The organism is Fontivita pretiosa (assembly GCF_050410795.1).
GTDB classification, from domain to species: Bacteria; Planctomycetota; Phycisphaerae; order Tepidisphaerales; family Tepidisphaeraceae; genus Fontivita; species Fontivita pretiosa.
The window spans coordinates 2,268,812-2,284,068 of sequence record NZ_CP191258.1 but is presented as its reverse complement, the minus strand read 5'-3'; the positions used below and the strand labels follow the sequence as shown (position 1 = coordinate 2,284,068).

Annotated in this window: 14 protein-coding genes and 4 pseudogenes; 5 read left to right on the top strand and 13 right to left on the bottom strand. The window is 62.5% G+C overall.

The features are described 5' to 3' along the window. The first annotated feature begins 71 nt into the window (after positions 1–71). Positions 72–1,769, top strand: coding sequence for a DUF1573 domain-containing protein (locus tag ACQS5P_RS09310; RefSeq protein WP_428940614.1), 1,698 nt, complete (start codon positions 72–74; stop codon positions 1,767–1,769). Positions 1,770–1,863: 94 nt separating this feature from the next. Here ACQS5P_RS09310 and ACQS5P_RS09305 read toward each other — a convergent pair whose 3' ends face one another. Then, positions 1,864–2,154, bottom strand: a complete 291-nt coding sequence (locus tag ACQS5P_RS09305; RefSeq protein WP_428940613.1) for a hypothetical protein — start codon at positions 2,152–2,154, stop codon at positions 1,864–1,866. Between the two features lie 89 nt (positions 2,155–2,243). Here ACQS5P_RS09305 and ACQS5P_RS09300 point away from each other — a divergent pair, with 89 nt between their 5' ends. Further along, positions 2,244–3,557: an IS701 family transposase gene (locus ACQS5P_RS09300; RefSeq protein WP_428940612.1), complete on the top strand. Its 1,314-nt coding sequence runs from the start codon at positions 2,244–2,246 to the stop codon at positions 3,555–3,557. A gap of 65 nt (positions 3,558–3,622) precedes the next feature. On the opposite strand, the pseudogene ACQS5P_RS09295 reads toward ACQS5P_RS09300, so the two are convergent. The 4 genes and pseudogenes from ACQS5P_RS09295 to ACQS5P_RS09280 all read right to left on the bottom strand — a co-directional run. Next, positions 3,623–4,497 (bottom strand): annotated as a pseudogene (locus ACQS5P_RS09295) (IS5 family transposase). 129 nt (positions 4,498–4,626) lie between these two features. Then, positions 4,627–5,187 (bottom strand): hypothetical protein, encoded by a 561-nt coding sequence (locus tag ACQS5P_RS09290; RefSeq protein ID WP_428940611.1) that lies wholly within the window; start codon positions 5,185–5,187, stop codon positions 4,627–4,629. Continuing rightward, complete coding sequence (locus tag ACQS5P_RS09285; protein WP_428940610.1) at positions 5,175–5,939, bottom strand: IS701 family transposase; 765 nt, start codon at positions 5,937–5,939, stop codon at positions 5,175–5,177. The genes ACQS5P_RS09290 and ACQS5P_RS09285 overlap by 13 nt, the downstream gene beginning before the upstream one ends. Positions 5,940–6,030: 91 nt before the next feature. Further along, positions 6,031–6,738, bottom strand: a pseudogene (locus ACQS5P_RS09280) (IS630 family transposase); the annotation flags it as partial. 117 nt (positions 6,739–6,855) lie between these two features. Here ACQS5P_RS09280 and ACQS5P_RS09275 point away from each other — a divergent pair. From ACQS5P_RS09275 to ACQS5P_RS09265, 3 genes and pseudogenes are all read left to right on the top strand, one after another. Then, on the top strand, positions 6,856–7,212 hold the full coding sequence (locus tag ACQS5P_RS09275; RefSeq protein ID WP_428940609.1) for a hypothetical protein: 357 nt from the start codon (positions 6,856–6,858) through the stop codon (positions 7,210–7,212). A gap of 21 nt (positions 7,213–7,233) precedes the next feature. Beyond that, on the top strand, positions 7,234–7,836 hold the full coding sequence (locus ACQS5P_RS09270) for a transposase (protein ID WP_428940608.1): 603 nt from the start codon (positions 7,234–7,236) through the stop codon (positions 7,834–7,836). A 75-nt stretch (positions 7,837–7,911) separates the two neighbouring features. Beyond that, positions 7,912–9,157: pseudogene (locus tag ACQS5P_RS09265) on the top strand (IS256 family transposase). A 36-nt stretch (positions 9,158–9,193) separates the two neighbouring features. On the opposite strand, the gene ACQS5P_RS09260 reads toward ACQS5P_RS09265, so the two are convergent. From ACQS5P_RS09260 to ACQS5P_RS09225, 8 genes and pseudogenes are all read right to left on the bottom strand, one after another. Then, a complete protein-coding gene (locus ACQS5P_RS09260; RefSeq protein ID WP_428940607.1) occupies positions 9,194–10,024 on the bottom strand; it encodes an RHS repeat domain-containing protein in 831 nt (276 codons plus the stop codon). A 74-nt stretch (positions 10,025–10,098) separates the two neighbouring features. Further along, positions 10,099–10,635: a hypothetical protein gene (locus tag ACQS5P_RS09255; protein WP_428940606.1), complete on the bottom strand. Its 537-nt coding sequence runs from the start codon at positions 10,633–10,635 to the stop codon at positions 10,099–10,101. Between the two features lie 77 nt (positions 10,636–10,712). Continuing rightward, a pseudogene (locus ACQS5P_RS09250) lies at positions 10,713–11,585 on the bottom strand (IS256 family transposase); the annotation flags it as partial. Positions 11,586–11,608: 23 nt separating this feature from the next. Beyond that, the gene (locus ACQS5P_RS09245) at positions 11,609–12,760 is read right to left on the bottom strand and encodes a hypothetical protein (RefSeq protein ID WP_428940605.1); all 1,152 of its coding nucleotides are present in this window, start codon (positions 12,758–12,760) and stop codon (positions 11,609–11,611) included. Beyond that, positions 12,741–13,016 carry a hypothetical protein gene (locus ACQS5P_RS09240; protein ID WP_428937056.1) on the bottom strand — a complete coding sequence of 92 codons (276 nt, stop codon included), beginning with the start codon at positions 13,014–13,016 and terminating at the stop codon, positions 12,741–12,743. The genes ACQS5P_RS09245 and ACQS5P_RS09240 overlap by 20 nt, the downstream gene beginning before the upstream one ends. 38 nt (positions 13,017–13,054) lie before the next feature. After that, the gene (locus ACQS5P_RS09235) at positions 13,055–13,216 is read right to left on the bottom strand and encodes a hypothetical protein (RefSeq protein ID WP_428940604.1); all 162 of its coding nucleotides are present in this window, start codon (positions 13,214–13,216) and stop codon (positions 13,055–13,057) included. Continuing rightward, on the bottom strand, positions 13,194–13,466 hold the full coding sequence (locus ACQS5P_RS09230; RefSeq protein WP_428940603.1) for a hypothetical protein: 273 nt from the start codon (positions 13,464–13,466) through the stop codon (positions 13,194–13,196). The genes ACQS5P_RS09235 and ACQS5P_RS09230 overlap by 23 nt, the downstream gene beginning before the upstream one ends. Before the next feature lie 301 nt (positions 13,467–13,767). After that, on the bottom strand, positions 13,768–15,141 hold the full coding sequence (locus ACQS5P_RS09225) for an RHS repeat domain-containing protein (protein WP_428940602.1): 1,374 nt from the start codon (positions 15,139–15,141) through the stop codon (positions 13,768–13,770). Positions 15,142–15,257 lie beyond the last annotated feature (116 nt).

The following is a 15,257-nucleotide window of genomic DNA, read 5'->3' as shown; positions in this document are numbered from 1 at the left end:
GGGCAGATGGGGAGTTGAAGAAATGCGGCGATGAGATGGCGTGAGTGATCACAGCGAACGGAGCGAGTGCCATGGCAGAAACACAGGCTTCAGCGGCAGTGGCGTCGCACGCGCCCACGAGTGAGCATGGCGAGCAGACCGCTCCGCCATTGACATTGACAGATCACGGCGTGCGCCCGGGCCGGCTCTATCGCGCCGCGGCGCTGGCTGCGGCGCTACTCCTGGTGGCAGCGGCGATCCTCAAGGCACAGCAGCTGATCGCCGATCCGCTTGTGCCCGACCGCCCATGGATGGTGGCGCAGGTGTGCGGAGAGTGGATCCTGGGACTGTGGCTGGCCAGCGGTCTGTGGCCCAGAAGCGCGCGGGCGATGGCGATCGCATGCTTTGCCGTGTTCGCCGTCGTCAGCGGCTTGGCCGCCTGGCGTGGAGATGCCTCCTGCGGCTGTTTCGGCGAGCTGCGCGTGCCGCCGGCGGTCACCGCCACGTTGGATATGGCGCTGGTGGCGATCCTGCTGGTGGCCCGACCTGCTCCATCCGGTCGCGCCCGCTCGTGCAGCTCAGTGGCATCGTGGACACTGGCCGCGGGGGCAACCGCCGGGGTTGGCTGTTGGCTTCTGATGCATCCGTGGGCGGCGCGTATGCTGCCGGACGGCACGATCAGGGGCGGCTTCGAGCTCGTCGTGCTCGAGCCTGCGCAGTGGGTCGGAAAGCCCCTGCCCCTGCTGGGACACCTGGACGCCAAGGGCGCTGAGCTGGCAAAGGGGCGCTGGCAGGTATTGTTCTACGACGAGACCTGTCCCGAGTGCCGCAGCACGCTGCGGCGGCTCGGTGACGTCACGCAGGCCGCCCAGCGCACCGCGCAGCGTTGCCGGCTGGCGATCGTGCAGCTCGCGGCTTCGCCGCCAGCGGCCTCAGCGACGTCCTCACCGGCCGCGTCAGCGGCGCTGCCCACCCTGCCGCTGCCCGCCGGGGCGCTGGTCCTGGAGCTTGCGTCATCGCGGCGCTGGCGGGTGACGCCGTCCACGCTGCTGACGCTGGACGACGGAAAAGTCGAGCAGGTCACGGTGGGCCAAAGCAGAGAACGCGACGTAGGGAGCGTTGCCGCGGCGCTGGCGGCGCCGGTCTTGGCCAAGACTCTGGCTCCGGATCGCCTGCTGGCGGACCTTGGGTACGTCAGGCCCGACAGCGTGCACGCGATCCGCTTCGTGCTCGCCAACGAATCCGATCAGCCGCGTTCGGTCCGCAGCGTCGAGTCCGAGTGCGGTTGTGCCGTCGTGCACTCCAGGCCCGAGCAACTTCCTGCGCGCGGCAGCGCACCCCTGGACGTGGTCTTCCACGCCCCGGACGAGACGATGAGCTACCGCAAGGCGGTGATCGTGCATGCGGCGCCGGCAGCGGCGGACGGCGGTTCGCAGCGGCGCAGCATCCGCCTGGAGGTGGCGGCGCGGATCGGCCTGCCGCTGGTGCTGGAGCCGCAGGATCTGGACCTGGGCGTGCTGGAACCGGGCAGCACGGGCCAGGGAACGGTGCAGCTCGTGAATGACGGCCCCCAGGCGCTGCGTCTGCTGTACAGCACCTCCAGCGATGGCGCGTGCTACGCCCTGGTGCCGCGCGACCCGGTACCGGGGGGCGGTGGACGCATCGGCCTGATCGTCAAGGCCGGCACGGCGGGAAAGGCGGCGGGAAGTTACGAGGTACCGGTGCAGCTCGCCACGGGGCTGACGGCGCAGCCGACGCTGCATTTGACGGTCCGCTACCAGGTCCGTTGAGCGCGGCAACAGTTGTATGTGTACACCGGCCACCTGTGCTCGCGGGAACGAGTGAATCAAGCGCTCAGCCAACGTCAGCCGACGCTGGGCGAGCCTATGACGATGCTGCCTTCGATCCACCGGACACAGTCGCCTGCGAACCTGCCGCCTGTGTGTGCTGATCTGCTTGCAGGCGCTTGAGGATGAGCTGGGAAATCTCGGCCTGCAGAGTCGGCGGGTAGTGCCCCTGCGCCGCAGTCTGCATGGCGGGCGGCCGGGCGACGAACCACTCGAGCAGGCGCGACAGGATCACGCGCTGCCTCATGCGATGCCGCGAACTCAGCGCAGCAAGTCGCCGTCGCGCCGAACCGGTCAACTCGACCCGGAAAATCTTGAGCTTCGACATCGCCATACTAGCATGACAGCGCTAGATTAGCTCAAGCCGGGAGCGGCTGCGAGTCGATGACGATTCTGGTCCAACACCGGAGTCGTGCGATGAATGCGGAACAACTCGCTTCTCTGCAGCCAGCGTTGTCGGCATGGGTTCAGTCGTTTCGCCCCTGCTTCGAGCGTGCGGTGACCTTCGATTACTTCCAGAGTTATCTGCTGGGATTGATGGCGGACCTGCGACGCAAGAGCGTGGAGCCGATCGCGCTGGCGTGCGGGGTGGCGGTGCGGACGCTGCAGGAGTTCTTGTCCCTGTTCGCCTGGGATCATGCGCGACTGGAGAAGATGCTGATCCATCGCGTGGCCGACCGTTGTCCGCAGGGCGGAATCGGAGTGATCGACGCCACCGGCCATCCCAAGCAGGGAGACAAGACGCCTGGGGTGCAGCGGCAATACTGCGGGGAATCGGGCAAGATCGAGAACTGCGTGGTTGCCCAGCATCTGCTGTTCACCGACAACGATGCCAAAAACCCCTTCTCGTGCGTGCTGGCCAGCGACCTGTATCTGCCGCAGGACTGGGCGGCGGACCGCGACCGCTGTGAGGAGGCGGGCATTCCGACGGAGTTGGTCTGCCGTGCGAAGTGGAAGATCGCCCTGGAGCAGGTGAAGCAGGCGCTGGCCGGCGGGGTGAAGCTCAACTGGGTGGTCTTCGATGAAGAGTACGGCATGGTGCCGGCGTTCTGGTTCGGGCTGGACGAGATGGGCCAGGCGGCGGTGGGCGAAGTGCCCGCCAGCTTCCGCGCCTGGGTCAAACGTCCGGCGTGCCGCAGCGGCGGGTACGCTTCTCATGCGGCGCGGCGGGTGGACAACCTGAGCACGCACAGCCCGGCGTTCACGAGCCAGCCCTGGAAGCGGTGCAAGGTGAAGGACACCACACGCGGGACACTGATCTGGGAATACAAGGCAACCCGAGTCCATCTGAGCGACTCCTCGCACGCCAACCACAACCTCAGCGTTCCCACCGACCGGATGTACTGGCTGATCGTGATGCGACAGCCGAAGACCGGTGAGATCAAATACGTGATCAGCAATGCCGGCGAAGGCGCCAGCGTCGAGAAATTGATCCGCGTGCTGCTGTCACGCTGGCATGTGGAAAAGTGGTTCGAGCGTGCCAAGCAGGAGGCGGGACTGGGCGACTTCGAGGTCAGAACCTATGTGAGTCTGATACGACACTGGCTGTGCGTGCGATTGGCGATGTGCTTCCTGTCGGAACAGACGACCCGGCTGCGGGGGGAAAAATGTGCTCATCACCTTCGAGCAGGTTTGCGAGGCTGTCTCGACCCTCGCGGCGAAGCTCTGGCAGCGCGACTGGAGGTCCTGGTCCCAGCTGATGCAGCGATGTGCCTATCACCAACGGCGTAACGAGGCAGCATATAAAAGCCGACACCGCTCGGTGATTCAGGTCAACTCTTCGTAGCGCTGTCATGTTAGGCTCTGTCTGAAAACAGTAGTTTGAGATACCGGCGGATCATCGCCAACTGTAGCATTCCATGGAAATGCACGGCCAGCTTCTCGAACCGCGTTCCGATGCGCCGGAACTCCTTGAGCCAGCCGACGCACTGCTCGGCTACGCAGCGGCCGCGGTAGGCCCAGCGGTCGAACCACACCGCCGGATCGTGTCGAGCCAGCTCATTTTCTTTGTGCGGAATCACCGGCGTGATCTTCTGCTCGCTCAGCCAGTCGCGGATTCGCTGCACGCTGTATCCTTTGTCGCCGGCGAGCTTGCGGGGCTTGTGGCGACGCTTGCGTTTCTTTCGTCGTCGGCCGATCAGCGTCGCGATCGCCTCTGCGATGACCGATTCGGCCCGCGTCGATTCGTGGACTTGCCCGGCGGTGACTTCGATGGCCAGCGGAGTGCCCGCACCGTCAGTGACCACGTGGAATTTGGAGCCAAACCCGCCTCGCGAGCGGCCCAGTGCGTGGTCGGCGGGTTCGTCGGGGTGCCGTCGGCAACTTTTTTGTCAGCCCCGGCCGCAGCGCGGGCAGCGCGGACGGATGACCCGTCAACACACCACAGTTCCCAGTCGATGGATCCCTGGTTGTCGAGCTTGACCTGCAGCGTCTCGATGATGCGGGCAAACACGCCGCTTTTGCGCCACTTGCGAAAGTGGTCGTACACGGTCTGCCAGGGGCCGAAGCGTTCGGGCAGATCGCGCCAGGGCGCGCCGGTACACAGAATCCAGAAAATCCCGTTGAGCAGCGTTCGTCGATCGCGAGCCGGGCGTCCTGTCCGGGCCGTGCTCCGCGGCAGATGCGGTTCGACCAACGCCCATTGCTCGTCCGTCAGCTCGTGGCGTTTCATGAGTGGCGACCTCCATGTCGTCACGGCAGTGTATGCAAATTCGGAGTTTTCAGACAGAGCCTAACATGACAGCGCTACGAAGAGTTGACCTGAATCACCGAGCGGTGTCGGCTTTTATATGCTGCCTCGTTACGCCGTTGGTGATAGGCACATCGCTGCATCAGCTGGGACCAGGACCTCCAGTCGCGCTGCCAGAGCTTCGCCGCGAGGGTCGAGACAGCCTCGCAAACCTGCTCGAAGGTGATGAGCATATTTTTCCCCCCGCAGCCGGGTCGTCTGTTCCGACAGGAAGCACATCGCCAATCGCACGCACAGCCAGTGTCGTATCAGACTCACATAGGTTCTGACCTCGAAGTCGCCCAGTCCCGCCTCCTGCTTGGCACGCTCGAACCACTTTTCCACATGCCAGCGTGACAGCAGCACGCGGATCAATTTCTCGACGCTGGCGCCTTCGCCGGCATTGCTGATCACGTATTTGATCTCACCGGTCTTCGGCTGTCGCATCACGATCAGCCAGTACATCCGGTCGGTGGGAACGCTGAGGTTGTGGTTGGCGTGCGAGGAGTCGCTCAGATGGACTCGGGTTGCCTTGTATTCCCAGATCAGTGTCCCGCGTGTGGTGTCCTTCACCTTGCACCGCTTCCAGGGCTGGCTCGTGAACGCCGGGCTGTGCGTGCTCAGGTTGTCCACCCGCCGCGCGCATGAGAAGCGTACCCGCCGCTGCGGCACGCCGGACGTTTGACCCAGGCGCGGAAGCTGGCGGGCACTTCGCCCACCGCCGCCTGGCCCATCTCGTCCAGCCCGAACCAGAACGCCGGCACCATGCCGTACTCTTCATCGAAGACCACCCAGTTGAGCTTCACCCCGCCGGCCAGCGCCTGCTTCACCTGCTCCAGGGCGATCTTCCACTTCGCACGGCAGACCAACTCCGTCGGAATGCCCGCCTCCTCACAGCGGTCGCGGTCCGCCGCCCAGTCCTGCGGCAGATACAGGTCGCTGGCCAGCACGCACGAGAAGGGGTTTTTGGCATCGTTGTCGGTGAACAGCAGATGCTGGGCAACCACGCAGTTCTCGATCTTGCCCGATTCCCCGCAGTATTGCCGCTGCACCCCAGGCGTCTTGTCTCCCTGCTTGGGATGGCCGGTGGCGTCGATCACTCCGATTCCGCCCTGCGGACAACGGTCGGCCACGCGATGGATCAGCATCTTCTCCAGTCGCGCATGATCCCAGGCGAACAGGGACAAGAACTCCTGCAGCGTCCGCACCGCCACCCCGCACGCCAGCGCGATCGGCTCCACGCTCTTGCGTCGCAGGTCCGCCATCAATCCCAGCAGATAACTCTGGAAGTAATCGAAGGTCACCGCACGCTCGAAGCAGGGGCGAAACGACTGAACCCATGCCGACAACGCTGGCTGCAGAGAAGCGAGTTGTTCCGCATTCATCGCACGACTCCGGTGTTGGACCAGAATCGTCATCGACTCGCAGCCGCTCCCGGCTTGAGCTAATCTAGCGCTGTCATGCTAGTGTACTGACTCACGCAGACTGAAGATTTTGAAGGACGGCGCGGGCTCGCTCGACTTTTTGCATGATCCGATCCACCTTGGCCGTCCAGACGAATGCTTTGGGATTCTCGTTGTGATGTTCAATGTAGCTCATGATCGCTTCGATCAACTCCGGCACGCTGTGGAACGTGCCACGCCGCACACGTTTGTCCGTCAGCTCCCGGAACCATCGTTCCACCAGGTTCAGCCACGAACTGGCTGTGGGAATGAAGTGGAGGTGGAATCTGGGATGACGCTTCAGCCACGACTTGACCTTCGGGTGCTTGTGCGTCGCGTAGTTGTCCACGATCAGGTGCAGGTCCAGGTCCGCCGGTGTCTGCTCGTCGATGAGCCGCAGGAACTTGATCCATTCCTGATGGCGGTGACGGTTCATGCAGGCGCCGATGACTTTTCCCTCGGCCAGCTCCAACGCCGCAAACAGCGTGGTCGTGCCATTTCGTTGGTAGTCGTGGGTCATCGTCCCGCAGCGTCCGGGTTTCAGGGGCAGACCCGGCTGCGTGCGGTCCAGGGCCTGAATCTGGCTCTTCTCATCCACACTCAGGACCAACGCATGCTCGGGCGGATCCAGATACAGCCCGACGACATCCACCACTTTTTCGGCGAAGTGCTTGTCGTTGGAGACCTTGAACGTGCGGGTGCGATGCGGCTGCAGGCCGTTGGCCTTCCACACCCGCTGCACCATGTTACTCAAGCTGAGCGGTTTCTGAGGTGATCGCTGAACTTGCAGGAAAAACGGCCCTGTTTAGCGTGTGGAGTGCTTCTCACGGCAACTTCATCACGCAACCAGGACCGCGACATGATCATCGATTACCTTCCGTCGTTTCTCAAGCGTTTCTTCCAGCCACTGCGATGCAAGCTGACCAAGCCTCAGTACTCCCATCTCTGGACGCTGGTGCTGGCTTTGGTGCTGAACCTGAGATCGGCCAAGCTGGTGCATCTGTTGTCCCGACTGGCCCCACGATCGACGCATCGCACACGGCACGGGGCGTTCCTGAATCATGCGGACGCGCCTGTCCCGACGTTGCTCGAGGCGCACGCCTGCGCCGCGCTGATGGGAATGAAGCCGCAGGCGGGCGAGACGGTCTACCTGATCCTGGATGACCATCGCATCGCCAAACGGGGCAGGAAGATGGATCGCATCAGCAAGATCTGAGATCACAAACAGCAGAAGTTCGTGCATGGGCACATCGTGCTGATGGCCGCGATTCTCTTCCGCCGCGTGGTGCTGCCGTGGCGGTTGCATCTGCAGAAGCCCAAGGGCCAGCCCGGACCGCGATATCGCAAGCTCACGGATCTGGCGGCGCAGATGATCCAGGAGTTTACGCCTCCGACGGGTCTGAAGGTGCGGGTGCTGTTCGACGCATTCTATCTCAGCCCGGTGGTCACGCGGGCCTGCCAATCCAGGGGTTTTACCTATTTCTCGGTGGCGGCGAAGAACCGGCGGTTTACGCCCGACGGCGGCAGGGGCCGCAAGATTGCGGATCTGGCTCCGGGGCGGATCCGTCATCGGGGTGCCAACGTGCGGATGAAGCGAACCCGCTGCACTGCAAAGCTGCGAATCGTCGCGGTCGACGGACAGTTGTCTCGCATCGGGCGTGTACGAATGGTCCTGAGCAAACGGCCGGGCGAGCGGTGGAGAACCACCGTCGCCATCGTCAGCAATGAACCGGGCATGGATGCCCGGCAGATCGCGTCGGTGTATGAGCTGCGTTGGAACATCGAGATGATGATTCCACAGAGCTATGACCAAAAGCTGTGGATGGTGACCCGGCAATAAAAGCGGCGTACCTTGGGTGAGTTGATTCGAACTCAGTCACCCGTTGGGCCCACGAGGCCCGGAAGGATACGCCACATGTCATCATCACAGTTTCCGTTGCACCTGGCAACTGAGCCGGTCGTTTGTGTCACCCTCGAACAGATCGCCCGCGAGGGAGCGCGTCGGGCCTTGCAGAAGGCGATCGAGCAGGAAGTGGCCGAGTATGTCGAGGATCATCGGGATCACGTCGACGACGCCGGTCATCGGCTGGTGGTTCGCAACGGGCACAAGCCGCCGCGGACGATCCTGTCCGGAGTCGGTCCGATCGAGGTGAGGAAAGCCGCGCGTGGACGACCGGCGGGTGGATGAAAACGGCGTGAGGTTCCGGTTTACCTCAAAGATTCTGCCGCCTTATCTTCGCAAGACCAAGGCGATCGAAGACCTGGTGCCGTGGCTCTATCTCAAGGGGATCAGCACCGGCCAGATGCCCGATGCGCTGGTGCACCTGGGGTTCGATGGCTCGGGATTGTCCGCCACCACCGTGACGCGGATGCTGGCGGTCTGGCAGGGAGAGTATGAAGACTGGAGCAAGCGGGATCTGAGCGGCAGGCATTACGTCTATCTCTGGGCCGACGGTTTGTACTTCGGCTGCCGGCTGAGCGATGATCGCCCGTGTTTACTGGTGCTGATGGGCGCAACCGCCGACGGGAAAAAGGAGCTGATCGCGATGATCGACGGGCAGCGTGAGAGCGAAACGAGTTGGACATCACTGCTCTTGGACTGCACATCACGCGGCCTGACGACTGCGCCGAAGCTGGCGACAGGAGATGGATCATTGGGCTTCTGGATCGCCTTGAGCAAGATCTTCCCATCGACAAGGCATCAGCGTTGCTGGGTGCACAAGACGCTCAACGTGCTGGACAAGCTGCCCAGAAGTGAGCAGCCGGCGGCCAAGTCGATGCTGCACGAGATCTGGATGGCGGGGACACGGGCGGATGCAATCAAAGCCTTCGATCGCTTCATCGAGGTGTACGGAACCAAGTGGCCGCGGGCGACGGATTGTCTTGCCAAAGACCGCGGCGAGCTGCTGGCGTTCTACGACTTTCCCGCCGAGCACTGGCAGCACCTGCGGACCAGCAACCCGATCGAGAGCACCTTCGCCACGGTGCGACTTCGCACGTATCGCACCAAAGGCCCCGGCTCACGCGCGGCCGGCCTGGCGATGGCCTTCAAACTGGCCCGCAAGGCCGAGTCACGCTGGCGGAAGTTGAACGGCAGCGAGAAGCTGCAAGACCTGATCGACGGCATCGTGTTCGTCGACGGTGAACGAAAAGCCGCTTAAAGTTGTCGCGGCCATCCACAGCTTTTGGTCATAGCTCTAGATCAGGCTCGTGTTCGTATCGTGCATCAGTCCCTGGTGCCCGATGTTCCAGCCGACGGCGCTGGTCGAGAGGCTGCTGGAGAAGTCGGCGCTGCGGATGTCCCTCGTGCCGTAGGGGGTGTAGACGTAGCGTTCCGCCGCGTCACCGGCCGTATCGATGATGCACGTGAGGCTGTAGTTGGCATCTTGCAAGGCGTAGTGCCGCTCGTTGAGGTTGCCGTCATCCGCCGTGTCCCGGTCCCGCAAGATCAGCTCGTCCACGTATTGCGTACCCCACACGTATTGCCGCTCCTGCGGATTACTGCGCCCGTCCACTCGCTCTTCCAGCACCTGCCACTCATTGCTGTAGTAGAACTGCCGCGTCTCCGTCAGGCTGCCGCCACTGTCGTAGGTCTTCTTGATGATCCGCCGGCCCAGCCCGTCGTAGCTGTAGGCGGCCACGAGGTTGGCCCCGTCCTTGACTTCAGTGAGCCGGTTCCACGCGTCGTACTTGCAGGTGTAGCTGCTGGTCATGGAGCCGGGCTTGGGATAGCTGGTCACGTTGCCCATCGCATCGTAGCCCGGATCTGCCCACGCCACCTGCCCGGCCTGCTCTCCGCTGATGTCCGTGATCTCGTTGGCCTTGTTGTGGCCGCGGGTCTGGTTCAGGTCCACCGCATCGCTGAACATGCCGTTGCCATCGGCGTCCTCCTTGAAGCTGGTCCAGTTCCCCAGGGCCTTCAGGCTCCACTCCTGGGCGAAGGACGGGGTTGAGATGCCGCTGAACGTGCCGTTGAGGTCCCCGCGGTCGTAGTCGGTCAGGCGGTGTACACTATTGTATGCGCACATGCCGTCCGTCCTCTTGAGCGCATCTGTGGACATGTATCAGTGTCCTCATTAGCAGTGCCGCTACGATGCTGAACCTAAAACGGCGCAACCCGCCGATAGCGCTCAGGCCCTTGAGTAAAGCGATAAAGCGGTGCCAGCCTCTGCTTAACGAGAATATCCACGGATGGAAGCGCCTGCTGGATTGCCGCCAGATCCGCTTCGGTCAACCGGTCTCCATCCACAAGCAGAAAGTGCAGTTCAGGCATGTCCTTCAGTGCGAGCAGACCCTCACGAGTCACCGCTGTATCGATCACCTCGATTTCCTGAAGATAGTCCAAGCTCCCAAGCCGCGCAATCGATGCGTCCGTGATCGATGTACCCGTCAATTGTAGTCGTTTCACCTGTGGTAGCCGTCGCAGCGCCGGTAATGCCGCAATCAGATTTTCGTCATCAAAACTCCTCTCTTGATGATCGTTTGTTTGAACTACGAACGCGGTGTTTCGGCTCTTGTTGAGCGCCAGCCCATGATTGCTAAGCTCGCGCATCGCACTCTTGTTTGCGCAGCCGACCACACATAGGCACCCAAACACGAACATCATCGTGATCCGTCCCACCCAAACCGAGTCGTGCATCAGTTGTGCATTGAGAGCTATGACCAAAAGCTGTGGATGGCGAGCTATTCCCAAATCCTGTGGACGGCCGCGACAGGTTAAGCGGCGATTCGTTCTCCGTCGACGAACACGATGCCGTCGATCAGGTCTTGCAGCTTCTCGCTGCCGTTCAACTTCCGCCAGCGTGACTCGGCCTTGCGGGCCAGTTTGAAGGCCATCGCCAGGCCGGCCGCGCGTGAGCCGGGGCCTTTGGTGCGATACGTGCGAAGTCGCACCGTGGCGAAGGTGCTCTCGATCGGGTTGCTGGTCCGCAGGTGCTGCCAGTGCTCGGCGGGAAAGTCGTAGAACGCCAGCAGCTCGCCGCGGTCTTTGGCAAGACAATCCGTCGCCCGCGGCCACTTGGTTCCGTACACCTCGATGAAGCGATCGAAGGCTTTGATTGCATCCGCCCGTGTCCCCGCCATCCAGATCTCGTGCAGCATCGACTTGGCCGCCGGCTGCTCACTTCTGGGCAGCTTGTCCAGCACGTTGAGCGTCTTGTGCACCCAGCAACGCTGATGCCTTGTCGATGGGAAGATCTTGCTCAAGGCGATCCAGAAGCCCAATGATCCATCTCCTGTCGCCAGCTTCGGCGCAGTCGTCAGGCCGCGTGATGTGCAGTCCAAGAGCAGTGATGTCCAACTCGTTTCGCTCTCACGCTGCCCGTCGATCATCGCGATCAGCTCCTTTTTCCCGTCGGCGGTTGCGCCCATCAGCACCAGTAAACACGGGCGATCATCGCTCAGCCGGCAGCCGAAGTACAAACCGTCGGCCCAGAGATAGACGTAATGCCTGCCGCTCAGATCCCGCTTGCTCCAGTCTTCATACTCTCCCTGCCAGACCGCCAGCATCCGCGTCACGGTGGTGGCGGACAATCCCGAGCCATCGAACCCCAGGTGCACCAGCGCATCGGGCATCTGGCCGGTGCTGATCGGGTGTGGCCATCTTTTGTGGATCACGCGGCCCGGCGGGATTCACGGTCCCAATAGGCATCCCATTGCCCGCTCTCGCGTAGGGCCAGCAGGTTCATCATCGCCGCCGCATTGTCACGATCCCACTTCATCCCCGGCCGCTTCAGTCGCAGCGTCAGCGTCTTGCACGTGGCCTCGGTCGGACCCGAGCCGATGTCCCAACCTTCGGCCAACGCCTGGGCGTAGTCCAGCATGTCCCGCCGTTGCTCGAGGTAATTCCGCAGCCCGCGCAGGCTCTGCTTCTTGGTCGGCGAACGCGACCGCTTCTCCAGCTCCGCGATCGCCGACAGCATCCCCGTCACGTCCGAACGTTTCGCTTCTGCCAGCCGATCGTGAGCCCAGGACCGGGCCGCCTGACCTTCGCCCAGGCAACAGCGCGCCGTCGCGTGCACATGCTCGGCCAGATGGTAAAAGTCCAGCAGGATCACCTGCAGGAACAATAGCGCCAGGCAGACCTGCCGATAGATCCAGACGGCCCCGTCGAACAGGCAGATCGTCTGATCGGCACGCTCAAAGCCAATCTGTCGGGCGTAGCTGGCCAGCAGCGGGGCGAACTCCTTGCTCAGCTTTTCCGTCGCCAGCACGTGGCGGTGGGTCTTGTCCTGATCGTAGAAGACCGCGATCTTCATCTCCTTGAACCGCTCGTCGCTGCCCGGCTTGGGCGGCGGCAGATCTTTGGCGTTGCCCACGCCCGCCTTGCCACGCTGCTGGCGGCGGGTCACGTGCTGCTGGCGACGCTTGAGCTTCTCGGCCTGCGTGACCGTCGGGGCCATCACCCCGTCCACCCCGCCATAGGCTCGCGTGCGTCCGCTGCCATCGGGCAGCTTGGCCTGCTCCGCCGACCAGGCCGCCGGCAACTGCCCCGAGTCCCGCACCTGCCGCACGTGCTGGCCTTCACCTTCGGTAATCTGACGCAGCCGTTCCTTGCTCAGCGACAGCCCGCCCACACGCTTCAGATCTCGGCGGGACTGATCGAAGTCCTGGCCGATTCCCATCAGGCAGCACAGTTGCCTTGCCCCGGGCGTCACGTTCGACTGCTGCACGCCCGCCAACGCGTCGCCGGGACAGCACCCGCCGGCTTGCTTGCCCCAGAAGTATTTGCGCTGCAGACGCACCTCACCGGCGGCGCTGAGCACGTCCAGCCCGCGCTTTCCCTTGTCCTGCGCCAGGGGCGGAGGGGGAAAAAGCGCCGCTGGTTTCGGCGGCGTCCAACTTCGCTTGCAGGATCCGCTCGAAGGCTTGTGCCGTCAGCTTCTGAAACAACTCGCGAACCTGCCATTCGCTGGCCGCGATCCACGACCCGTCCGGCGCTTGTTCCACGGCGTTGATTGCCTGATCCAGAGATTGGTGAAATTGTTCCGTTAGTTCGCGCTTCAGCGATTCGCGATCCATGCGGCCTCCTTGCCGTTAAAGGCGGAGCCGCCTATCTCTTACCTCACCCCACAGAAAATGGCCACACCCGTGCTGATCCCCTTGAGATAGAGCCACGGCACCAGGTCTTCGATCGCCTTGGTCTTGCGAAGATAAGGCGGCAGAATCTTTGAGGTAAACCGGAACCTCACGCCGTTTTCATCCACCCGCCGGTCGTCCACGCGCGGCTTTCCTCACCTCGATCGGACCGACTCCGGACAGGATCGTCCGCGGCGGCTTGTGCCCGTTGCGAACCACCAGCCGATGACCGGCGTCGTCGACGTGATCCCGATGATCCTCGACATACTCGGCCACTTCCTGCTCGATCGCCTTCTGCAAGGCCCGACGCGCTCCCTCGCGGGCGATCTGTTCGAGGGTGACACAAACGACCGGCTCAGTTGCCAGGTGCAACGGAAACTGTGATGATGACATGTGGCGTATCCTTCCGGGCCTCGTGGGCCCAACGGGTGACTGAGTTCGAATCAACTCACCCAAGGTACGCCGCTTTTATTGCCGGGTCACCATCCACAGCTTTTGGTCATAGCTCGTGCATTGATCATGGCCGGCGCTGGGGAGATGCTGCCACACCTGCTTCTCCCCCGGATCATCCGGTCTAACTTGGCCTGCGGTCTGTGTGATACGTCCGTCATAGGCCTCCTGATGAGTCCTTTGAGCAAGCAAGGCTACCGCTCCTCCCTGAGCAACTCCTTGAGCGGGCGATCTGTCTCTTCGATCACGATACCCTCCAGATCGTCCGCCCAAAGCCTCCCGGGCCCGTTGGTGCAGTCGCCGGCTTCGGTGGGGGAATAAAATTAGGCGGGCACTCATTATCTTTGTCGCACCGCGACTTGTAGCCCCACGGCTTGACTAGGCCCTTCCATTTGATGCCCATCCCGCATTTCTTCATCAGACACTTGACCGCATAATTGCTGTTACGACTCGCCGCTTCATACTTGAATTTGTGGGTGTTCCATTCCTTCCACTGTGATCGAAGGCAGGCGCAGTCTTCGTCAGGGCGGTCTGCGTACGGTCCAACATGCCCCCATGCCTCCTCATTTTGCGCTGGAGCTCCCTCAAATACGTTTTCCCCCGAATCGTTTGGTCCGGCATCCACGACTAGGACTCCCTCGTCGTCCGAGATCACAATGCCGCAATGGAGAATACCGGACGACCCCTGCGTCAGGAATCCCAGGATGTCAGTTTCTAAACGAATAACATCACATTTTGTTGCGACACGGCATTTCAAGCCGTCACCGTCTACGTTGTCCAAGGGATTAGATCGGACATAGTGATAGAGATTTGAACCGTCCACGTAAGCCAGCGGATCCCTCTGCATGAACCGCCCCAGCCCCGGATGCAGCATCCTCGCGCGGTTGTAGACCAGGCTCGTGTTCGTGTCGTGCATCAGCCCCTGGTGCCCGATGTTCCAGCGCACGGCGCTGGTCGAGAGGCTGCTGGAGAAGTCGGCGCTGCGGATGTCCCTCGTGCCGTAGGGGGTGTAGACGTAGCGCTCCGCCGCATCTCCGCTGCTGTCCACGATGCAGGTCACGCTGTAGTTGGCGTCCTGAAGCGCGTAGTGGCGCTGCTCCAGAACTCCGTCGCCGCTGGAGCCGCCGTTAGCATCCCTGTCGCGCAAGATCAGCTCGTCCACGTATTGCGTACCCCACACGTACTGCCGCTCCTGCGGATTACTGCGCCCCTCCACGCGCTCCTCGATGATCTGCCAGCGGTTGGAGTAGAAGAACTGCCGCGTCTCCGTCAGGCTGCCGCCGCTGTCGTAGGTCTTCCTGGTGATCCTCCTGCCCAGCCCGTCGTAGGCGTAGGCCGCCACGACGTTGGCCCCGTCCTTGACTTCAGTGAGCCGGTTCCAGGCATCGGACTTGCAGGTGTAGCTGCTGGTCATGGAGCCGGGCTTGGGATAGCTGGTCACGTTGCCCATCGCATCGTAGGCGGGCGTGGCCCAGGCCACCTGCCCGGGCTGCTCTCCCGTGATGCCGGTGATCTCGTTGGCCTTGTTGTGGCTGCGGGTCTGAGTGAGGTCGGTGGAATCAGTGAACGTCCCGTTGCCCTCGAAGTCCTCCTTGAAGCTGGTCCAGTTCCCACCCATGGCACTATTCAGACTTTCGGTTCCGCACAGGAAGCCAGAATACGAATGCAGCCACTACGACACAAGCTGTCGCCAAGGCGAAGAACACGTTACCACGAGTTCGGTATATTTCTGGA